This is a genomic window from Mucilaginibacter sp. GW822-FHT03E02 (assembly GCF_058801545.1).
The window spans coordinates 1,634,486-1,656,639 of the sequence record NZ_JBXANJ010000001.1 but is presented as its reverse complement, the minus strand read 5'-3'; the positions used below and the strand labels follow the sequence as shown (position 1 = coordinate 1,656,639).

Annotated in this window: 19 protein-coding genes; 8 read left to right on the top strand and 11 right to left on the bottom strand. The window is 43.3% G+C overall.

The features are described from left to right. Window positions 1-221: 221 nt before the first annotated feature. The 4 genes from AC1RM2_RS06765 to AC1RM2_RS06750 form a co-directional block, all read right to left on the bottom strand. Window positions 222-2,318 carry a putative porin gene (locus tag AC1RM2_RS06765; protein WP_492984236.1) on the bottom strand — a complete coding sequence of 699 codons (2,097 nt, stop codon included), beginning with the start codon at window positions 2,316-2,318 and terminating at the stop codon, window positions 222-224. Between the two features lie 8 nt (window positions 2,319-2,326). Then, a complete protein-coding gene (locus tag AC1RM2_RS06760; RefSeq protein ID WP_492984235.1) occupies window positions 2,327-3,142 on the bottom strand; it encodes a purine-nucleoside phosphorylase in 816 nt (271 codons plus the stop codon). Then, window positions 3,126-4,166 (bottom strand): tetraacyldisaccharide 4'-kinase, encoded by a 1,041-nt coding sequence (gene lpxK / locus AC1RM2_RS06755; protein WP_492984234.1) that lies wholly within the window; start codon window positions 4,164-4,166, stop codon window positions 3,126-3,128. The genes AC1RM2_RS06760 and lpxK overlap by 17 nt, the downstream gene beginning before the upstream one ends. Window positions 4,167-4,579: 413 nt before the next feature. Next, window positions 4,580-4,786 carry a DUF433 domain-containing protein gene (locus tag AC1RM2_RS06750; protein WP_492984233.1) on the bottom strand — a complete coding sequence of 69 codons (207 nt, stop codon included), beginning with the start codon at window positions 4,784-4,786 and terminating at the stop codon, window positions 4,580-4,582. Between the two features lie 60 nt (window positions 4,787-4,846). Between AC1RM2_RS06750 and AC1RM2_RS06745 the strand changes: the two genes are divergently transcribed. Both AC1RM2_RS06745 and AC1RM2_RS06740 read left to right on the top strand, forming a co-directional pair. Continuing rightward, window positions 4,847-5,755, top strand: coding sequence for a serine hydrolase (locus AC1RM2_RS06745; RefSeq protein WP_492984232.1), 909 nt, complete (start codon window positions 4,847-4,849; stop codon window positions 5,753-5,755). A 300-nt stretch (window positions 5,756-6,055) separates the two neighbouring features. Further along, a complete protein-coding gene (locus AC1RM2_RS06740; protein ID WP_492984231.1) occupies window positions 6,056-8,416 on the top strand; it encodes a TonB-dependent receptor in 2,361 nt (786 codons plus the stop codon). On the opposite strand, the gene AC1RM2_RS06735 is transcribed toward AC1RM2_RS06740, so the two are convergent. Continuing rightward, window positions 8,406-8,738 (bottom strand): hypothetical protein, encoded by a 333-nt coding sequence (locus AC1RM2_RS06735; RefSeq protein ID WP_492984230.1) that lies wholly within the window; start codon window positions 8,736-8,738, stop codon window positions 8,406-8,408. The genes AC1RM2_RS06740 and AC1RM2_RS06735 overlap by 11 nt on opposite strands. Window positions 8,739-8,867: 129 nt before the next feature. On the opposite strand from AC1RM2_RS06735, the gene AC1RM2_RS06730 reads away from it, so the two are divergent. Together AC1RM2_RS06730 and AC1RM2_RS06725 are read left to right on the top strand one after the other, a co-directional pair. Then, entirely contained in the window at window positions 8,868-9,527 is a 660-nt protein-coding gene (locus AC1RM2_RS06730) for an SH3 domain-containing protein (RefSeq protein ID WP_492984229.1), read from the top strand. A gap of 51 nt (window positions 9,528-9,578) precedes the next feature. After that, complete coding sequence (locus tag AC1RM2_RS06725) at window positions 9,579-10,109, top strand: hypothetical protein (protein ID WP_492984228.1); 531 nt, start codon at window positions 9,579-9,581, stop codon at window positions 10,107-10,109. 235 nt (window positions 10,110-10,344) lie between these two features. On the opposite strand, the gene purN is transcribed toward AC1RM2_RS06725, so the two are convergent. Together purN and AC1RM2_RS06715 are read right to left on the bottom strand one after the other, a co-directional pair. Next, complete coding sequence (gene purN / locus AC1RM2_RS06720) at window positions 10,345-10,923, bottom strand: phosphoribosylglycinamide formyltransferase (RefSeq protein WP_492984227.1); 579 nt, start codon at window positions 10,921-10,923, stop codon at window positions 10,345-10,347. A 105-nt stretch (window positions 10,924-11,028) separates the two neighbouring features. Continuing rightward, a complete protein-coding gene (locus AC1RM2_RS06715; RefSeq protein ID WP_492984226.1) occupies window positions 11,029-11,550 on the bottom strand; it encodes a lipocalin family protein in 522 nt (173 codons plus the stop codon). A 174-nt stretch (window positions 11,551-11,724) separates the two neighbouring features. On the opposite strand from AC1RM2_RS06715, the gene yiaK reads away from it, so the two are divergent. Beyond that, complete coding sequence (yiaK, locus tag AC1RM2_RS06710) at window positions 11,725-12,714, top strand: 3-dehydro-L-gulonate 2-dehydrogenase (RefSeq protein ID WP_492984225.1); 990 nt, start codon at window positions 11,725-11,727, stop codon at window positions 12,712-12,714. 42 nt (window positions 12,715-12,756) lie between these two features. Here yiaK and AC1RM2_RS06705 read toward each other — a convergent pair whose 3' ends face one another. Both AC1RM2_RS06705 and panB read right to left on the bottom strand, forming a co-directional pair. Next, entirely contained in the window at window positions 12,757-13,482 is a 726-nt protein-coding gene (locus AC1RM2_RS06705; protein ID WP_147052598.1) for an RluA family pseudouridine synthase, read from the bottom strand. 143 nt (window positions 13,483-13,625) lie between these two features. After that, a complete protein-coding gene (gene panB / locus AC1RM2_RS06700) occupies window positions 13,626-14,438 on the bottom strand; it encodes a 3-methyl-2-oxobutanoate hydroxymethyltransferase (protein WP_492984224.1) in 813 nt (270 codons plus the stop codon). 348 nt (window positions 14,439-14,786) lie between these two features. On the opposite strand from panB, the gene carA reads away from it, so the two are divergent. Beyond that, entirely contained in the window at window positions 14,787-15,887 is a 1,101-nt protein-coding gene (carA, locus tag AC1RM2_RS06695) for a glutamine-hydrolyzing carbamoyl-phosphate synthase small subunit (protein ID WP_492984223.1), read from the top strand. 94 nt (window positions 15,888-15,981) lie between these two features. Here the strand turns inward: carA and AC1RM2_RS06690 are convergent, their stop codons facing one another. Continuing rightward, window positions 15,982-18,219 (bottom strand): tetratricopeptide repeat-containing sensor histidine kinase, encoded by a 2,238-nt coding sequence (locus tag AC1RM2_RS06690; RefSeq protein ID WP_492984222.1) that lies wholly within the window; start codon window positions 18,217-18,219, stop codon window positions 15,982-15,984. 137 nt (window positions 18,220-18,356) lie between these two features. Here AC1RM2_RS06690 and AC1RM2_RS06685 point away from each other — a divergent pair, with 137 nt between their 5' ends. After that, window positions 18,357-18,881 carry a helix-hairpin-helix domain-containing protein gene (locus AC1RM2_RS06685; protein ID WP_492984221.1) on the top strand — a complete coding sequence of 175 codons (525 nt, stop codon included), beginning with the start codon at window positions 18,357-18,359 and terminating at the stop codon, window positions 18,879-18,881. A 602-nt stretch (window positions 18,882-19,483) separates the two neighbouring features. Continuing rightward, entirely contained in the window at window positions 19,484-19,810 is a 327-nt protein-coding gene (locus AC1RM2_RS06680) for a DUF6686 family protein (protein WP_492984220.1), read from the top strand. A 131-nt stretch (window positions 19,811-19,941) separates the two neighbouring features. On the opposite strand, the gene AC1RM2_RS06675 is transcribed toward AC1RM2_RS06680, so the two are convergent. Next, window positions 19,942-22,116 (bottom strand): carbohydrate binding family 9 domain-containing protein, encoded by a 2,175-nt coding sequence (locus AC1RM2_RS06675; RefSeq protein ID WP_492984219.1) that lies wholly within the window; start codon window positions 22,114-22,116, stop codon window positions 19,942-19,944. Window positions 22,117-22,154: the final 38 nt, after the last annotated feature.

Sequence of the window (22,154 nt, the reverse complement as noted above, 5' to 3'; positions counted from 1 at the left end):
TAATCCAAATAATCCAACAAATCAGATGAATCCCGGTTCAGACAAATGCGTAAGGGATATTAGCGGATACCGGCCCTGTGAATAAGGCCTGTGCAGTATGAGCGATTAGCCCGGCCCGCAGGGATACGCCCAAGATAATCTATATAGGCTGCTTACTGTCAAACTGCCCACCGCCTCTGCAAATTACTGCCCACTGCAAACCGCCCACTGCAAACTGAAACCTAATTATAAAACGTCCAGCTTACACCAAACTTCAGCAAATGATCTTGCATGGGGTAGCGGTTTACGGTGTAAAAACCTCTGCTTTGCAGGCCCTGGTTGGCATAATCATACATCAGGAACAGGTTGGTACGTTGCAGGGTGGCCTTAAAGTAAACCGATGCTACGGGGTACGATGTAAAGGTAACATCGGGCCCGTTGTAAAACTGGCCAATGCCTACCGCGTATGATGGCGCCACATACGGTGTATTATACCTCACGCTTACGCCAATGTTTGATTTAAGTACGTTAAAAAGCGTTTGGCTGAAATACAGGTTGCTATACGTATAAACCTCGGGTGTACGCAGGGTTGATTGATAATCTGTTTTCTGGTAAACGATGTAGTTATCAAAGTGCAGGCTGTGGTAGCTTAAATTTTTACCCACGCTTACTTTTAGCAGGTTGATATCATTACTCAACTGGGCAGGGTGGGCGTCGATACCGCCATCCTGCGCGGTAAAATACATGTACCCGGCAATTAAAAAGTACTCGGCTTTAATATCCAGCTGTAAGGGGTTGTTAATATAGCTAAACGAGGCGCTGGTTGTTTTTTGGTTTTTGAAACTATTATGGAAAATATAATGGTTACTTATCCAGTTGGTGTAAATAAGCGGAGGTGAGCTGTTTTGTGAATACGCTTCCAAAACAATTTTGCCTGTTTTATCATTACCTGCAACGTTAAGCTTTGCGCCATAAAAATAATCGCCAAAATCGCGGCCCTGCACTATCTGCCTAAAGTCGCCTTCAAGACCAAGCCTGTCGCTAAAGCGGTAGCTGAATTTGGCTTTCAGTGTAATATCCTGGAAGGTATTATTCTGCATTTTATTTTGATGGATGTACTTGTATCCATACTGGTTTAGCACGGTGTCGCTTACGTATTGCGCGTAGTTATAAAGGTCATGTATCAGGCCCAGATCCAGCTTTACTTCGTTTTTTACAAACTTTACCGATTTACTGCGGAGATAGAAACTGTAAGAAAATTCGTTTTGAACATGGGTTACTACCAGCGAGTCTCGCGACCGGTTATAGCTGTAATAATAATCCGGGAATACATTATAGGTATCGGGCTGGTTTGTTTGCAGGTAGTTATAACTGCTGTTTTGAACAAGTAAGGTGTGTGCTACGCGCTGGGTAGGCAAAATTTTGGAGTTAGCCTTGCCTTTGTTCAAACTATCAATACGGCCCAGGTAATAAAACTGCTTTATGTACAGGCTTTTGTCTGTCCACTGCTGGTAACTGTTTGCCAGCCGCACGGGGGCCGAGTTTTTAAAGAACAGGGTATTGCTTTTGCCTGTGAAAATAGTATCGTTAAGGATGGAGCCCGTTTCGGGCGCTTTTAAATTATTATAAATGATGTTGGCCAGCAAATTGTAACGCTTGCCTGGCGATTGGTACCAGGTAAAAAACGCGGCGTTTACATCGCTCACATTTTGCTGCAGCACGCTACTGGTGCTATAAAATCCGCGCGATCCGTTGAAATTGAGGTTGAAACCCACATTCCAGTTGGGTTTTACATTTTGGGTATGGATGATTTTAAAAACCTGCTCGGCCGAGCTGCCAAAGCCATTAAACAAGGTGAGGTTGGAATAGGCCACCCTGGCGTTATAATACTTAATATCCTGTGGTCTTAAGGCATATACATCAAGCGAGTGCAGGCCGGTGTTAAAACCTATGGTTTGGTCGGGCTCAAACAGCATGCTTCGTTGCGATACACCATTGTAGCCCAGGCTAATGCGCGGATGGCGGGGATCGGTAAGCGGGCTGTAATTTTCAAAGTTATAGATGCCGGTATCCAACGCGAAAGTTTGTGTGCTGTCGCTCAGGAAACGCTCCATCGTCACCCGGATAAACTTGGAGCTGAAAACAACAGAGTCTTTTTTATTATCCTCTTTCTTGCGCAGGCTATCCAACAGTTCGTCGTCGCTAACTTTCCGTTGGGTTTTTAATGTATCGCGCGTTGATAGCGGCCTTGCCCGGTTTACCTGGCCATATTGTGCAAAAGCCGACTGTATGCCAAAGCACAACAGGAGCAATAAAATATATTTGAGCTTATGATGCATTAATTACACTAATTACCGGCTATCAGATTTTTGAGGATCAGGGTCAGTTTTGGCTCGGCTTCCTCGGCTACTCTTATAATTTCTTCTAATGATACCGGCTCCAGTACATCAGTAAAGCCCTCGTCTGTTAATACCGATATGGCAAATACGGGTATGCCCATATGGTTTGCCACAATAACTTCGGGTACGGTGCTCATGCCTACTGCGTCGCCGCCAATGATCCTTAAATAAGTGTACTCGGCCTTGGTTTCTAAATTAGGGCCGGTTACAGCAACATAAACTCCTTTATGGCAGGTAATATTGTTTGCCGCGGCAATACTTAAAGCTTTATCAATCAGCGTGCGTTTGTAGGGCTGGCTCATATCCGGAAAACGGGGGCCAAGCTCTTCGTAATTTCTGCCAACGAGCGGGTTTTGCGGTTGCAGGTTAATATGATCGGCAATAACCATCAGGTCGCCTTTTTTAAAATCGGGGTTAAGGGAGCCACTGGCATTTGATACGTAAAGGGTTTTAATACCCAGGTATTTCATCACCCTAACCGGGAAGGTGATTTGCTGCATGTTATAGCCTTCATAATAATGAAGCCGCCCCTGCATGGCTACCACTTTTACACCGCCAAGGGTGCCAAATATCAATTTACCTGAATGAAACTCCAATGTCGAGATTGGGAAATCGGGGATGTTGGAGTACATCAGCTGTTTTTCAACAACTATATCCTTAACCAGGCCACCCAGGCCTGTGCCTAAAATTATACCTACCTCGGGTTCAAAATCGCCTATGCGGTTTTTGATGTACCGGGCGGTGCTTTCAATATTGTCTAACATATTTGGTTACTAAATTATCAAACTGCTGTTTGCCGTTATTTAAAAAACTAATACCTATCGGCAATACCAAAACAGGTAGTTTTTTAATGGCCGGCTGCAATTCCTGTTCCCCTAAACGCTGCGCATCCTTTTCTGTTGTGATGATTAACTTTTTTTGTGATGTACAGGCAAAAAAATCATCGGCAAGTTTACTGATATTTTTTAAGGTAAACTGGTGATGATCGGGATATTTATGGTGATTGATGATAGATGTATGGTTTTTTAAATGCGATAACAAAGGCGCCGGATTTGCAATACCGGTAAGTACAAACACGGCGGTTTGCTCATCAATGTTTTGATACACTGTAGCCCCGTTCATATTTTGCAGGGCCAGGTAGTTTATGGAGGTAAAAAATAGCTGCTGGTTGGGCAAGGGCTTAATGTGTTTTTTTATGATAGCCATTTCTGCATCTGCCAATGTTGGAGGGCATTTGCTGATGACAATAACATCGGCCCTTCCGCGGCCACTGAACGGCTCGCGCAGGTTGCCGGTTGGCAGCACCAGTCGCGGTTGGTTAAGACGATTATAATCAAACAATAAAATGCTAAAGCCCGGTTTAAGCGCCCGGTGCTGGTAGGCATCATCTAAAATTACAAGGCTGTATTTATCCTTTAGCTGTTGTATTCCCGCTACCCGTTTTTCGCAAACGGCAACGGAAACCTTCGGAAATTTATGTTTAAACTGGGCCGGCTCATCGCCTATTACAGATGCCTGCGGGTTATCGCCCGCCAGCAAAAAGCCTTTAGTTTTACGGCCGTACCCGCGGCTAAGTATTGTTGGTTTTTCATCCTGAAATAACCGGATCAGGTACTCGGTCATGGGGCTTTTGCCCGCGCCGCCTACATCAAGGTTACCCACCACAATAACCGGGCGGTTAAAACCGGTACTTTTAAACACCCCCGCATCATAACACCAGTTACGGATGGTAACAACCAGGCCGTAAATGAGCGAAAAGGGGAAAAGAAGCCAGCGGAGGAGTTTCATATGGGATAAATAGTATTAGGCCTCATTTGATTGCGGGCGCAGCGTGGCAATCGCGAACTGTTCCGGTTAGTTGTGTTTAATTCGCAATTGCTTAGGTCTGTATAGTGAAGTAGTTTTAAGTTTTTGATTATCAATCTCATATTTATATTTCCAACGTAGAGACGCATAATTGCGTCTTCCGCATGCAAATCGACCTTGCAAATCCTGAATGTCCTGCGGGAGACGCAATTATGCGTCTCTACAACAGCCCCATTTGCGGTCATGTCATTACTGTTTTTTCCAGACTGGCTGGCATATACATGCAATAACGTGGAATCGATGGTTTATTCATTTATCCTTTTAAAGAAGAGACAAATCTAAAAAATTAAAGGCTATTTGTTGCAGCGTCGCGATTAGATGCCAGGCGAAACAGCTTACAGGAAATTTAATCGCTGTTGTTTATCAATCAAAAACATGGCCTGCTCTTTTTTAACCGAAGGGAATTCGTCTAAAAACTCCTCAATCCAAATTCCAGCTTTTAAATGATCAAAAAACGATTCGACTGGCACGCGTGTGCCGGAAAATACCGGTGTCCCGCTTAAAATACCCTGATCTATATTGACAACCTGTTGAATATCCATATCATAAAGATACGATTATTGATTTTACTGAGTATTTTGCATCTGTTAAACAATTCATCTATGAAACTCAAACTCCTCACCCTCTTTTTACTCCTCACCACCGCCACCTACGCCCAAACCGATAAAAAACTAACGGCGCAATTGCAGGATGCCGTTAAGGGTTTTCATGGCCAGGCAGGCATTTATGTACAAAACCTTAAAACGGGTAAAACCGTTGCCATTAACGCCGATACGCTGTTCCCTACAGCCAGTATGATTAAGGTGAGTATTCAATGCGGGCTGATGGACAAGATAGCGAAGGGCGAACTGCAATATAACCAGAAGCTGGTTTACCGCGATTCGCTTTTATATGCAGGTGAGGATCTTTTAGGTTCGTTTAAAGATAAGGATACCGTACAATTGAGTAAAGTTGCTATGCTGATGATAACCATGAGTGATAATACCGCGAGCCTATGGCTGCAAAAACTGGTTGGTGGCGATTATATTAACAACTGGCTGCAGCAAAACGGGTTTAAGGTGATGCGGGTAAACTCGCGTGTGGCTGGCCGCGAGGCTATCCGCAAAATTTATGGATGGGGCGTGAGCACACCCTATGAAATGTGCCGCCTGTTTACCATGATCAGAAAAGGCGAAGCCGTAAGCCCCGCCGCCAGCGAAAGGATGTACCGTAACATGGGGCGTATTTACTGGGACGAGCACGCCCTGTCGCAAATTCCGCCATATGTGCATACCATATCCAAGCAAGGCGCGGTTGATGAGTCGCGGTCAGAAACTGTGCTGGTAAACGCGCCCCATGGCGATTACGTATTCTCGATCATCACAAACCATAATACCGATCAAAGCTGGGGAACAAGTAACGAAGCCGGCCTGCTCATCAAAAAAATATCGGCCCTCCTATGGCATTACTACGAACCCGGCAGCGACTGGAAACCCGCCGAAGGCGTAGATAAATTTATGCTGAATGAATAGGTTGTTCATTGGTTCACTGGTTCATTAGTTCATTGGTCTTGTATGTTCGTTCATTGGTTCAATTGTTCATTGGTCTTGTCTGGCATTCAGCCAAAAAGCTATTTTCCGCTATACCCGCGTTCCAATGAACCAATGAACCAATGAACCAATGAACCAATGAACCAATGAACCAATGAACCAATGAACCAATAATAATTAAGTAAAATTTCTGTTTGCTTTGCAGTTAAATGGATGCCGTTTGTTATAATTGGCAATTATATCAATGTGTTAAAAATACACATATCAGTTACAACCAATTAAATGAAAAAAACACTTACTTTATTTGTATTGCTTATACTTTGTATTATAGTAAAAGCACAAACTATTGCCAGTTTATCGGGTACCATAACCGACGAAAAAAGCCAGGGCATTGCCGGTGCTACGGTTTACCTGCTGAATACCAATTACCGTACTGTTGCCGATAAGGATGGGAAATTCTCATTGAAAGATATTGCATCGGGAAGTTATATTTTGCACATCAGTGCCGTTGGTTATGCTGCAAAAAGTCAATCGATTGTTTTAAGCGGCACTATGCGCCCCATCAGTTTTCAACTGAAAGATGCCAGTAACCAACTGGATGAAGTTACGGTAACGGCTCAAAAATACGAGGAGGATGCCCAAAAAGTACCTTTCAGTGTTACAACCTTATCGGCCAGGCAAATAAAAGACTACCGGCTTTGGGATTTGAAAGATTTGACAGCTATTGCCCCCAACTTAAACTCTGCCGGCTCCGGCGATGGCCGTACGGTTAGCGGTATCAGGGGTATAGTTACCACATCATATGATCCTGCCGTAGCTACTTATGTTGACGGCGTTAACCAATATGGCCTGGATACTTACATCCCACAGTTGCTTGATGTAGATAGGATAGAGGTGCTGCGCGGTCCGCAGGGCACGCTGTACGGCCGCAATGCTACAGGTGGTGTTATTAATATTATTACCAAACAGCCATCAAACACCTTGAGCGGTTTTGCCGGGCTGGATTTTGGCAACTACGGCCAGCAGCGTTTTACCCTGGGTATAAAAGCACCGTTGATAAAAGATAAATTGTTTTTAGGAGTAGCGGGTGTTTACTCGGGCTTTAATGGTTTTTATACCAATACGTTTGACAATAGCCATTTTGATAAGCAGCACTTCTTTTTAGGTAATTACTACCTTAAATTCCTGGCTACATCCAAACTGGCTTTTACGCTGAATGTTAAAAACTACAACAACCGTAATAACGGCGCGTTCACATTGGCCGGTTCGCCGGGTGACGCTTTGAGCAAACCTTACCAGGTAGATCAAAATGCCACCACCAAAATGATTGATAATACCTTCAATACCTCGCTGGCTATCAATTATTCGGGCAGCGATTTTAACTTTACCTCACAGTCATCATACCAGGTAAATAACCGTTACTACACCAAACCTATTGATGGTGATTTTTCGCCTATCGACGCAGTATCGGTAGTAAACAACTATGGCGGCGACTGGAATAAAGTACGTACAGGTATCCAGGAGTTTAGGTTTACTTCACCTGCATCGTCAACCTCTAAATTAAAATGGACCGCCGGCGCTTATGGCTTTTACCACTACGCCCCAAACAAGCAGGGAACCTACTTTGGCACCGATGCTGCGGCTGTTGGCTCGCCAATAACCAACTTTACCAGCATCAATACCAATATCGACAGAAATTTTGGCGTGGCTGTTTATGGCCAGGTAACCTACGTTGTTAGTCCGCAATTTGATATTACGGCCGGTTTGCGTTATGATCATGAGCATAAAAAAGAAAGTGTGAAAGGCGAGTTTCAGCCCGATGGCGGCGATGCTATGGTTACCCGGTCGGATACCTCTTCATCGGCAAATTTTAAAGCCTTTTCGCCAAAACTTAACCTGGCTTACCATTTATCGGCTACCAATAATTTATATGCCACATACAGCCGTGGTTTCAGGGCTGGCGGTATTACCGAGTTAGGGTCAGATCCGTCGTCGCCACCGTTGTACACTTTTAAACCAGAGTATAGCAACAACTTCGAGGTTGGATCGAAAAATAGCTTTTGGGGTAACAAACTGCGCGCAAACGTAGCCCTGTTTTATACACGGGTAACAGATGCGCAGGTACCAACTTTGGTATTACCGGATGCTATCACCATAACCAAAAATGCCGGTAAATTAAGCAGTAAAGGTGTCGAAGTTGAATTAAGCACCACACCGGTTAAAGGCCTGGAAATAGAAAATAATTTTGGCTACACCGATGCTCATTACACCGACCTGGCTGTAGGCAACAATGGCGTTATCGTAGACTTAAAAGGCAACAAACAAATTTACACACCTAAGTTTACTAACATGCTGGCACTGCAATATGGCTACGCGCTTGGCGGCTGGCAAAAAACAAGGTTAGTAGCCCGTGGCGAATGGCGTTACCTTGGCGACCAGTATTTTGACCTGGCTAACACCATCGAACAAAAAGGCTACAGTAAATTCAATGCCAGGATAGGCATCGATACCAAAAACTATAGCCTGTTTTTATGGGAAAGCAACATAGGCAACAAAAAAGCTATTGATTACGCATACGATTTTGGCGCTACCCACTTAGGTAACCCAAGGGTTTACGGCATATCGGTAGCCGCTAATTTTTAGTATATACCTCGCCTTTATAAGGATGAATGGTTGAGTAAAAGGCATAACCTGCTACATGCATCAGGTAGTAGGTCATGATGTCGCACCAGCAAATTTCATCATGAAACATCGGGACCGCCGGGAACTTGCCTTCCTGGCGGCTTTCGTTTTTATTGTAATCGTACTCGCCGCCGTGTTGCTTTATCCAGTCTTTAAACAAGTCCGTTTCTGCGGGGTCTGAAAAAACTATTTTAAAAAAGGTTTCCTCTTTAACCGACTTAAGATCGTCGTTAATATAATGGTGGAATTTATGCCGGTGGCGGATTATTTTGGCGGTTATCATACTGTATATGCTTGTGGTGCAGTAGGGTAACACTAAATGGTAGCTAACGTTTTAATTATTAATTTAATTATAGTTAAATAAATGACAGCTATGTATCTTTAGCCTGTTACAACATTGTATTTTTTACCTATGAAAAAACTTATCGCAATTATAGCTTCTGTGCTATTCGTAAGTATCAACATTAAAGCTGTGACACAGGCAAATACCACGGCCAAATCGCTGAAAGTATGGTTGCTGGCCGGGGTAAACTTAAAAAGTAATCCTGACGACAAGAGCAAAACCATTGCGACCATTCCGTACGGAGCTATTGTAAAGCCTGTTAAATCAGAAGGAGAAGCTAAGGACTTAACGGTTGATTTTAACACCGCGGCTTTAAAAGAACCGTACAGGTTGAGCGGTAAGTGGATAAAGGTGGAATTTAAGGGTAAACAAGGATACCTGTTTGATGGCTATCTGTCTGCCATGCCTGCGTTAGAAATAGATGATCATGGCTTTGTAGAAACGGAAGATGCTTACCTTAAGCGCAATTACGGGGTTTTAAAAATCGCGAAAAGAACACCCAAAAAAGGAGCCAAAGAAACAAGCATTTATTACAAAAACGGGGCCGTAACTACCGAAACCTATTTTGACGGCTGCGCCAACCACAAACTGCTTTTAAAGAACATTGGCCTGGATGAAGCGATGCTTTTTGAAAAGGTATTACATAAAAATGCAGATGCCGCGCAAAATATTAAAGTTGAAATACAGAAAGCCGGCGGAGTAAAAATATCATCATATGATTGTGACTGATATTGTTTAAATTCGATTTTATTTAAACCTCTCTAACGATATTTCCTGCTCATGAAAAAATCAACCGCTCTAACCCTGTTTTTGACTATTGGCTTGCTGCAATTTGCCGCAGCACAGGTTGTAACCAAATATGGCGATAATGTAAGTACCCTTGATGGTATCATGAAAGCCTATTACGATGTGGTGACTGTAAAAAAAGGGGAGAAGGTAAGCTATGAGCGCGATAGCCTGCTGCATATTGCTGACGCGCATGTAGGTTCGGCAGGAATGAATAAAGAAGGCAAGATAAAGTTTCATTACATGACGCTGAAAGAATATCACCGGCTGTCCGATGCGTCATTATCCCGCGATGGCTTTGACGAAAGGGAGATCTCAAGGAAAGTAGAAAAGTTTGGCAGCATCTACCATGTTTTCAGCACCTACGAATCGCGCAATGTTGCCGGCGGGCCAATTATTGAGCGCGGCATCAACAGTATCGAATTATTTAACGATGGTGCGCGTTTCTGGATCCTGGCCTGGTTTTTTGATGGCGAACGGAAGGATAATCCGATACCGAAGGAGTATGGGGGTAGTATCAAGTAGTAAGTATCAAGTATCAAGATTTTATGGGGAAGGCTTCCGAATAAAGATCAATTAAATTATGCCGATAGCCTGGTCTTAGCCTTGTGTTATGCTGTTGCGGTTTTGTTTCGATTTGTAAAATATGACAATTCGTAAGATGTTGATTATGAAATAAATAGTCTCTTGTGCTGTTTCACTTGTTGCGCAACACAACAGCAAAAAATCCTGTTAATCCTGCCAAATCCTGAAAATCGTGTTAACTCTTCATCTTCTTCAGTAACGCTTCCACCACCTTGGGGAAATGTAGGTGCTCCAGTTGTTGTCCCTTGAATTTGACCATCTCGATGTTATCGCCCTGTTCAATTTTGAATTTCGATTGGTGGATAACTTCGCCTTCATCAAAGTGCTCGTTTACAAAATGGATGGTAATACCGCTTTCTTCCTCTTTGTTATCCAAAATAGCTTTGTGCACATGATCGCCGTACATGCCTTTGCCGCCATATTTAGGTAGCAGGGAGGGGTGCAGGTTGATGATTTTATTGGGGAAGGCTTTTAATAATGAGCCGGGGATAAGCCACAGAAAACCTGCCAATACAATCAAATCAACCTGCAGGTTTTTAAGCAGACGGATTACATCATCAGTTTCAAAAAATTCGTGGCGGGTAAAAATGTGCGATGGCACTTCAAAATTGTCGGCACGCTGTAATACGAAGGCTTGCGGGTTGTTGGTGAGTATCAGTACAACTTCGGCCTCGGCATTGCGTTTAAAATGCTCCATTAACTTTTGGGCGTTTGAGCCTGAACCTGAAGCAAAAATGGCAATTCGTTTCTTCATTAAAGTTTTTCAAAGGTGTTGAAGTTACCGCGGGCAACAGTTAAACATATCCCTGGTAGTTTTATAAACCGTTCAATAATATCCAAATATAATTTTTTACGTGGTTTAATTGGTATTTGTTATAGCTTTTTGCCGTATAAATCCATAACGCCTAACGGTGCGGGCTTTGGTAGCCGAATAATTGGGCTCAACATCGCCGGTTTGCAATACAAGGGAATAAGTGCCAAGTGTTTCAATCTGCGTGTAATTAAATGGTTTTTCGGTACTCGTGCTGCCGCCTGCTATAGTATCTTTAGCTACGATATCTGACGAAAAGTATAACTTGTTCTCGGTCAAAGTCCAGGTGCCGGTTGATGTTTGCTCAATACAATCAAAATTAGTGTAGCTACAGGTATTGTCACTTTTGAAGGTAAAGTACTGGCTTTTATTGCAATCGGTATTCAATGTATCCGGATTGCCTATCTGTGTATTCCCCGTATAATAGTATACCTGTACCGAGGCCAGTTCCCAAACACCGCTGGTTAGCAGGGCTGGGATATTGCTGTTTTTATCTTTTTTGCAGGAGTTTGCAAGTGCGCCGGCAACAACTAAGGCAATTATAAAAAGTAATGGAAATTTATTTTTCATGAAATAATGTACGCGCAAAAATATGAAATCCTGCAGTTATTAATCTACCGGCAGGGGTTATATTTAACTAACTGTTTTAAACGTTTTTTATTTTAATGACGCTATTAACATCCTCAACATGGCGTAGTGGTTTTTCCTTTTGAATTTTTACTTTTAATTTTTGAATTTAAAACCATGCGCATCCCACTCCCTCTGCTTAAAGCCGAATTTAAACGGGTTTTATTAAAGCTCAATTTTACTGAAGATAAAGCCAATCAATGTGCCGGTATTTTTGCAGAAAACAGCAGGGATGGTATATATACCCATGGATTAAACCGTTTCCCTGTTTTTGTGCAGCACGTAAAAGATGGGCTGGTTAAACCAGACAGTCAACCCACCCGGGAAGGTGGTTTTGGCGCCATGGAACAATGGAACGGCAATTTGGGCCCGGGTATGCTAAATGCCAGGTTTTGCATGGATAGGGCTATGACGCTGGCAAACGACAATGGCATAGGTTGCGTGGCGCTAAAAAACACCAACCACTGGATGCGGGGTGGTACTTACGGCTGGCAGGCAGCAGACGCTGGTTATATTGGCCTTTGCTTTACCAATACCATTGCCAACCTGCCACCCTGGGGCGGGCTCGATCCGCGGCTGGGCAATAACCCGTTGGTAATAGCTGTGCCCCGTAAAGGGCGGCCTGTGGTGCTGGATATGGCCATATCGCAATACTCGTTAGGGAAATTGAAGCAATATGAAAATAATAACGAGGCTTTACTTTTGCCTGGTGGATATGATAACGAGGGTAATTTAAGTACCAGCCCCGCGGCAATCCTTGAGTCAAAAAGGTTGCTTCCTATTGGGTTTTGGAAAGGATCGGGGCTTGCTTTAGTACTCGATCTTTTGGCTACGGTTTTAACTGGTGGTAACTCCACAGCAAGAATAACCCAAAGCGGGGCCGATTCCGGCATATCGCAGGTATTTATATGTATAAGGCCTTCAAACGACCAACAAACAGCGACATTAATTGAAGAAATTATCGCCTACACCAAAACCAGTACCCCTGAGCAAGAGGGCGGTACTATAAGCTATCCCGGCGAAAATACCATGAAAACCCGCGAACGAAACCTATCCGAAGGAGTTTTGGTTGATGAGCGGATTTGGGAGGTGGTAAAGGCGCTATAAAGCCGCTCCTCTATTTTTGAATTTTGAATTTTTACTTTTGAATTACCCAACCATCATCCCTTCAAACTTCTCCCAAAAGCCGTCGCGCGGAACAGGGGCGATAATTTCGACAGGCTCGTTTTTTACCGGGTGAATAAAGGTAAGCTTACGGGCATGTAAACAGATGCTTTTACGCAGGCTGCCACGCGGATATCCATATTTATTATCACCCACGATAGGCGAACCCAGTGTTGATAGCTGCACGCGGATTTGGTGCGGTCGGCCGGTTATCGGGTCAACTTCTATCAGGTAGTAGCCATTAAGCTCGGCAACCAGTTTGTAGCTTAGTTCAGATCGTAAACTACCCTGTACCTCTTTATCGTGGGCCTTGGTTACGTTTTTTTGTGGATTTTTTACCAGCCAATGCACCAGTGTTCCCGATTCGGGATACGGTTTTTTGCGCACTACGGCATAGTATGTTTTATGCATTTCGCGGCCTTTAAACATTTTATTGATCCGCTCAAGCGCTTTGCTGGTTTTTGCAAACAGTATAACGCCGCTCACCGGCCTGTCTAACCGGTGCACCACGCCTAAAAAAGCGCCATTGGGCTTGTTGTATTTTTGGGCTATGTACTTTTTAACTTTATCGTCCAACGATTCGTCGCCGGTATCATCAACCTGTACAATGTCTCCGGCACGTTTGTTCACCGCAATAAGGTGGTTATCCTCATAAAGGATATCCTTATCAGTAACATCAAAACTGGTATAATTAAACTCGGGGCGGGCCATTTTTTTATTTCGGATTTGGGATGTTGGATTTCGGATTTAATGATTTAAAAGCCAAGCTGGTTAATTCCCTCATTTTCAAATTTTCAAATCCTCAAATTTTCAAATCATTTGCATATCTGCACATCTGAAATCTGCACATCTACTTAATATTGTTCCTTATCACTCGGGAAGCTTTTTGATTTTACATCGCTGATGTAGTTTTTAAAAGCTCCGTTCATCTGCTCGTATAAATTAGAATACTGGCGTAAAAAACGCGGTTTAAAATCGTTGTTGATACCCAGCATATCATGTATTACCAAAACCTGGCCGTCGCATTGGCCGGCACCGATACCTATAATAGGTATTTGTACACTTTTACTAACTTCTGTTGCCAGTTTAGCCGGTATTTTTTCAAGTACAATGGCAAAGCAGCCAAGCTCCTGTAACTTAAGCGCATCTTCACGCAGCTTCTGGGCTTCAACTTCTTCCTTGGCGCGTACGGTATAGGTGCCAAATTTATAGATAGATTGCGGCGTTAAACCTAAGTGCCCCATCACCGGGATGCCCGCTGTAAGTATACGGCTGATAGATTCGGCAATTTCTACGCCCCCTTCCATTTTAACAGCATGCGCGCCAGACTCTTTCATGATCCGGATAGACGAGTTAAGCGCCTCTTTGGAATTACCCTGGTACGATCCGAAAGGCAAATCGACAACCACCAACGCGCGCTTGGCCGCGCGAACAACCGACGATGCATGGTAGATCATCTGATCGAGCGTTATCGGCAGCGTGGTTTCGTGCCCGGCCATCACATTTGAGGCCGAATCACCCACCAGGATGATGTCCATACCGGCTTCATCTACAATGGTAGCCATCGAGTAATCGTAGGCGGTAAGCATGGCAATTTTTTCGCCACGGTTCTTCATCTCCTGCAGAATATGCGTGGTAATCCTTTTTACTTCTTTGTTTACAGACATAGTTAAATGTGTTAAAGAAAGCGCAAATGTAATTTGAAATGCACGAATTTCACGAATTTAATCTAATTACAGTAGGCATGGATTTATAGACACGAATTTCACGAATTCAATCGAATTAGACTAACGCTAATAAATTAACTTAATTGACAGTGCATTCAATTCTTATTAATTTATCCCATTCGTGAAATTCGTGTCTATTAATTCGTGAAATTCGTGTTTTAAATTCGAAATATTCTCTTACTTTTGCACCGTGAATCCGGAAGTTCCTTACTTCAATATTTCTATCAGTTTTCACGGGGCTTTGAACCAGGCGATCCGATTTAATAATCCATTCAATTTTTTTGCTAAATGACGCACTTCACCAAATTACCGGCAGTACTTTTATTGGCCGATGGCACCGCATTTTACGGTAAAGCTGCCGGAAAGATAGGCACCACTACTGGCGAGATCTGTTTTAATACAGGGATGACCGGTTACCAGGAAATTTTTACCGACCCATCGTACTTTGGGCAAATAATGGTTGCAACCAATGCGCACATTGGTAATTATGGCATCGCCGATATCGAAGTTGAATCGGGCAATATCCAGATTGCAGGTTTGGTTTGTAAAAACTATAACATTGCTTACAGCCGTAAACAGGCTAACGAATCTATCCAGGATTATTTCCAGGCGCAAAATATAGTAGGCATCAGCGATGTGGATACCCGCCAGATAGTACGCCATATCCGCGATAAAGGAGCCATGAACGCCATCATTTCATCCGAGATATTGGATATCGAAGAATTGAAAACTAAACTGGCCGAAGTGCCTTCAATGGACGGACTGGAATTATCGTCGCAGGTATCAACCACCGAAACTTATACTTTTGGTAATGAGGATGCCGCCTACCGTGTTGCAGTACTTGATCTGGGTGTAAAGAAAAACATCCTGCGAAACTTTGATGATCGTGACGTTTACGCCAAAGTTTTCCCGGCAAAAACTACTTATGCCGAAATGGAAAAGGACTTTGCGCCGAACGGCTATTTTATATCAAACGGCCCCGGCGATCCATCGGCCATGCCTTACGCCATTGATACGGTAAAGGAAATTTTAGCTGCCGATAAACCGATGTTCGGAATTTGCTTAGGCCACCAGTTGCTGGCTTTGGCTAACGATATCCCAACCAAAAAAATGTTTAATGGTCACCGTGGCTTAAACCACCCGGTAAAAAATATCATCATTAACCATTGCGAAGTAACATCGCAAAATCACGGTTTTGGTGTAATACCCGAAGCTGTACGCGCATCTGATAAAGTAGAAATTACCCACGTGAACCTTAACGATCAATCGATAGAAGGTATCCGTGTAAAAGATAAAAAAGCATTCTCGGTACAATACCACCCGGAGTCATCACCTGGCCCGCATGATTCAAGGTATTTGTTTGATGATTTTATCAACCTGATGAGATAATTCTTTTCGATTTGAAAATTTGAGGATTTGAGAATTTGAAGATTTTTTGGAAGCCTTTTGAGTTTTAAACTTGAAAGGCTTTTTTATTGTTGGTTTATGCCTCGGCCGGCGTGGCAACGGCTGGCAGCGTAAACATAAATTCGGTGCCTACTCCCGGCTCGCTGGTTACCCATATTTTGCCGTGGCATTTTTCAACCAGATCTTTGCAAAACAACATGCCCATGCCGGTGCCCGATTCATTTTTGGTGCCCATCTTGCTATTTACCTTGCCTTTAAATAGTTTATCGCGCTGATCGGCAGACATGCCTACACCGGTATCTTTTACCTTTACAACAATTCTTTTATTATCTTCCATCGTTGCCGAGATCTCTATGGTATCACCTTCACGGCAAAATTTGAGCGCATTGGTGATCAGGTTACGAATAACAATGCGGATAGAGTTTGGATCGGCCCAGGCAGATAAATTGCCAGGGATGCTATCCAACAGGTTGATGCCTTTTAACTCTGCTTGTTCATGGTAGGTTTCAATCTCTAAGCTCACCAGCCCTTTTATCGAAAAGTTTTTTACCGATGCTTCAAAGTTTTCCATCTGGCTGTTTATCCAGAACAGCAGGGTATCCAGGAAATCGGAAGTATATTCCAGCTTTTTTAATACGCCGGGTATCATTTCCAGCAGTTCTTCGTGGCTGATGCTATCATCCTGCAACAAGCTGAACAGGCCGCGCAGCGTGCTTAACGGCGCACGAAGGTCATGGGCTAAAATGGATATCAGCCTGTCTTTTAAAACATTCAAATCGTTTAGCTTTTCGGCCTGGTCGTCAATATTGGTTTTTTGTTTCAATATCTCGCTGTTACGGTCCTCAAGCAACGCGTTAATCTTTTGCTGTTTTCGTTTTTGCCGGTAATAAATACCCACAGTAACAATCATGCCCACAATTATGATAGAAAATATGGCATTAACCAGCCGCTGGCTTTTTATTTTCTGTTGATATATCAGGTCGCGTTCGCGTTGTTGCTGGGCAAGCTGGCGCTTTTTTTCGGCAAAACCCAATTCGTAATTATATGATGTCAGCTTTTGAATGCTTTCATTATCGTTAATCTGATTTTTAAGGTTAATGTACTCATTCAACATCCGGTTGGCATCCTCAAATTTGCCAAGGCCGGCCATCGCTTTGTTAAGCTGTAAAGCAGAGTTTGAGCGTACCGATATATTGCCCAGCTTAATGGCCTGTGCCTGGCCATCCACAGCGTATTTATAGGCATTTTTATAATCGCCTAACAAGTTATACACAGTGGCATAACCATTTAAAGCATAGGCCTGGTTATACACAATCTGGTATTTTTGGGCTATCCGCAATGATGTGTCCAGGTATGATTTGGCAAGTGGAATTTGATTTTTATGTGCGTAACACATGCCAAGATCTGTATAAACCGAACTTAGGCCGTCTTTATCATCCTGCTGTTTAGCGGTTTTTAACGATTTTGATAAATACACTATAGCCTCATCATACTTATGCTGGGCAAGCAGTACTTCGCCAATATTTTCATTGATGGTGCCAACAGCCTGCTTGTTATTGGTAGCCTCAAACACCTGTATAGCCTTTTTAAAATATTCAAGGGCATTGGGAAACACCTCCATATTTTGCAATACCACCCCAATATCATTATAAATCTCGGCCGACGTTGTTACATAATTATTTTTTAATGATATAAAAAGGCCTTTGTAGTAAAAGTCGAGCGCATTTGAAAGCCGGCCTTTGCTAAAGTAAGTTATACCTATGTTTTTGTAACAATCTGTTAAGGTAGGCTCGTCCTGGTTGCGCAGGCAAATCAGGCGCGCTTTGTCTAAATAGTCTATGGCAAGTTTGTATTCAGCCAGTTGGTTATACATCCGCCCGTACGAAATGTAGGCCTTACTAAGGCCCTTGTCATTATGCAGCTTTTTGAATATGGCTATCGCTTCGTCAAAATTTTGTTTGGCTTGTTTGGAGTTGCCTTTAAAATAATTTACGTGCCCGGTTTCCAGCAAACCATTAGCTATACCTTCCGGGTATTTAATTTTGCGCGATAGTTCGATACTTTTTTTGCCATAATAATAAGCGCTATCAGGGTTCGATTTAAAATAGCCCGATGCTATTTTGTTGAGCTTATTAATGGTAGCAGTATCCGGATTTTTTTGATACGCAGACGCGGGCAATAACAGGTTTTTAATACTGTCAACTTCGGGATGCGATTTGGCAAATGCCGGGAGACTTAAGAATATAAAAACAGCCGCTGATATCAATCTCCGTGTACCACTATCGCCTATAATAATATATTTTTTAAATCTCAAGATCAGTTAATAGTTAATGCATTATACGAAACAAATGCCGAAATTGGTTTGGTTTATTTTAATTAATAAATATAGGGTATTTTAGTTGTGGGCTTAATTAATTCTCTTCAATTAATTTTAATGCTTTAACAGGTGCAATGAAAAAGAATATCGACCTCAAATTAAATGCCGGCGAAAAAGCAATACTTAAAAGCCAAAAAATAAAGATAAATACGTTGGCCGGTTATGCGCCTGATGAAATAGCGGCTATACTGAAGGCATCGCCCGAAAGGGCTAAAGAGATTGCTGCCCTGATGGAATTTCAAAGTATCCCATCGTTAGGCATTAACTTTGCAACCGAACTTATTGAACAGGGGTATTATTCATTAAAGCAGCTTGAGGGAAAAGATCCGGTTGAACTATACAATGCATTTGAAAAACATTGCGGCGCCTGGGCCGACCCCTGTGTTGAGGATTCGTACCGTTTGTTAGCCCATTATATTGTACACCGCGACGATAGCAAACGCTGGTGGCATTTCACAGCCGAACGCAAAGCCTACCGCGCCCAACACGGCTTCCCTGCCGACAGGCCAAAGCGCGCGTGGTATGATTCGCCGCAATACCCCAAAATGAAACAGTATGCCGATAGCCTGAACAAAGGTAATACTGCTGTTAAGTCATAAGTACTTAGTTGTGAGCCCTGAGTCAATTCGTTATTTTTGACTTAAACTTTAAGGCTTTCGGCTAAGACTATCCATTATTTGATACCTAACATAGGAGATCGCTTTGAAAACTTGATGTAGAAAGGTAGCCCCCACGGGGCAAAAGATACGTTTTAGCATGTCTACAAACGGGTAGCCTCTACGAGGCAAGGCAGTATTAACAAAAGTCCGGTGCCTCGTAGAGGCTACCTGTTTGTAGCAATATTTATCTAAAATTCTTTATGCCCCGTATGGGGCTACCTATTTCAGCATTAAAAGCTATTACATAGGTAATAAAGTCTAAACATGATTTCCTGACTGTTTACACCGCGGTGTGGTTTTCTTAATTCTTGACTCTTATCTCTTGATTGTGATTTATTTGTTATTTTTATTTGGATTTATTCTAAATAAGAATTTACTTTGCTTTTGTCCGACACGGATCGCGCGGAGCCTGAAGAAAAGCAAGGTCCGAAGGGAGTTTGACATTGCCGTTGAAAAAACACTTTAAAATATAAAGTCCTGCTCTGCGATAAATGCCGTGATGGCTTTATTACAGGGCAGGCACCAATTAAATCTATCTATTTATGTGCGACGCAAAAGTATTGAGCCAGGTTGGTGCATCGGTTATAAGCCGGTGCCAGGAGTGCCGTTGTATCTTCATCTGGAATAATAATCTTATCCTGAGTTTTACACCCGAGCAGTTTGTACAATTCCGGGATTTTACACTTGAACTTAATTTTGAGAATTATACCTTCCCGTTTCCCGACGGGCAGGAACGTATGGTAATGCGTACCCCGGTAAATGATGTACAGTTTACCTTCAGCAGCGATGAATGGGAAGATTTTCATGCCGCCATGGATGAAGCCGTTTACATGCAGGAAGTATACAGCCTGATGGAAGGAGGGGAGTAGATGTGCAGATTTCAGATGATTTGAAAATTTGAGAATCTGAAGATTTGAAAATGAAAAAAATCGAAAATTATGAATTTACAAATCCGAAATCAAAATTAGCAAATCCGAAATCGAAATTCCGAAATCCGAAATCAAAGATTACACCAGTAAGTCCACTTAACTACCAGCTGGCGGTTTTTAATGGTATAGGGCGATGGTATGGAGTTATCCCCGTAAACAATAAAAAAATCTGATGCCGGTTTGTAGCGCCATTGCAGGCGTACGTTGGTGTTGATGTTTTTTACCTGGCCGTTGTATTGTACATAAGTGGTAAAATACAGGGTATTGCTTAAGGTGATATCTGCCTTAGGGCCAATCAGCCAAAATTGGGTATCGCCATAAGGTTGGGGCAGGCGCAGATCGTTGAAAGAGGAGTTTACAAACAGGTTAACGTAAGGTTGAAAGCGGTAGCCCAGTTGTGCAATCAGACTGGTACGATATCCATCGTAATAACCACCGTGCAGGCCCTCTAAAAGGTAAGTAAATAGCGCCTGCGGCTTCGATACAAACTGCATGTCAACCGTATTCCAATGATGTTGCGAGCCAATAGGCAGCGGTGTTTTGCCTGTATTGGTTGGATCAAACGGTACCAATAATTTGATATAGGTATCAATGCCCGATACTGTAAATGTACTTTTGTTTCGCAGCGTCATGATATAGGCTAAAGTGCTTTCGTTATCGGTGCGCTTAAAGTTTTCGTCAAAATAATAGTTGCTGGTTAGCTGGATGCCATGGATAAGCACATCGCCGCCCTTGGGGAAAAAATTATGTAATAGCAGCGGACTGATTTTATTATAGCCAACCCTGGGTACGTAGCCAACTCCCGCAGTATAGTTTTTGCCAACATATTCATCTTGTAAATAGGCCGTCCAGTATTTGCTCAGGTATTGCACATGGGCTGCTGCTACCAGGTCGTGTCCCTTAAGGCCGGGTGTAAATGATTTTAGGCCTAAAAGTTTACCGGTCCATAAATTGCTTGGCGAGGCCAGGTTGTACTCCACCCCAAAGTTGCGGTTATAGGCATTGCCCGGGGTTGATGTCCCTGTAGCATCCTTATTAATAAACATAAAGCCGATGTTTGAACGGCCAAAAACGCGCCGCTGAAGCGTGAGTACACCATAGTTTTGGGCAGGGGTAAGGGCATCGTTTGATGTTCCGGTTTGTATATCCATCAGCCCAACACGCCAATCTTTATCCAGCTTGCCCGTTAGCCTGGTGCCAAACCTGATGGGGGCGTTAAGCCCAATCCTGCGCGAAAAAAACGGCCTTATATCGGCGTAGCCAAAATTGGCAAACAGGTCGCCGTTCTCTAAAAAAAACTGCCTCTTCTCGGGAAAAAACAATTCATACCTGTTCAAATTTACCACCTGCTGGTCTACATCAACCTGCGAAAAATCGGGGTTAACGGTAAGGTCGAGGTTGAGGGACGAGGTAAGGCCTATTTTGGCATCGCCGCCTATTTCTTTTTTCCAGTCGGTTTTGGTTCCGGCTATGTAATCTTTAGATAGGCCGGTAAGCGCGTAGGGGATGAGCGAAATGTTGGTGCCGGCATCGGGCGGTAATTCGTCCCAAACCAGTAATCCGGTATAAGCCAGCGACGCCGTGGGGAACTGCCTTGGCACCGGCGCCCAGCTCGATTTTTCGGTAGATATCAGGTCGTTGCGGCTAAAGTTAATGCCCCATTGGCCAACGCCTTTTTTATAGCGGATACTTTTAAAGGGAATGGCTGCTTCAAACACCCACTTATCGGGATAGTTTTTTACCACCGATATCCATTTGTTATCCCAGCTCAGGTCAACCTTGCCGCCCTCGTACATGGTACCATCCCATTGAGCGCCTGCGGCGTTAGCGCCAAAGCTGAAGCCATCTGTGCGGGCATCAAAGGGATCCAGAAAAAATATGAAGTTATCGTTCTTCAGAAAGGCGAAATCGCGCTTCAGCGATTCGACCATGTATTCGCCCGGTCCGGCAGTGTAACAAACGGCAATAATATACAGGTTGTCGTTATCAAAGGCCATCCTCACTTCGGTGCGTACTTTGGCCCGGCTGGTATCCATGGGCGTTACCATAAAAAAGTTGGCAGCCGAATCGGCTCTATGCCAGGCCTCGTCCATTACTCCATCAATAGTGATGGGCGCCGTGGTTTTACGGATATGGTATTGAAAAGCCGAATTCTTTTTTTGCGCCGATGCAGCAAATGGCACCCAACATAAAACCAACAATAGTGATATAATTTGAAAGGGCGACAGGTGTTTGCTTGGCTTCAACAGATTTTAATTTTATTTTTCGAAATGCTTAAACACAA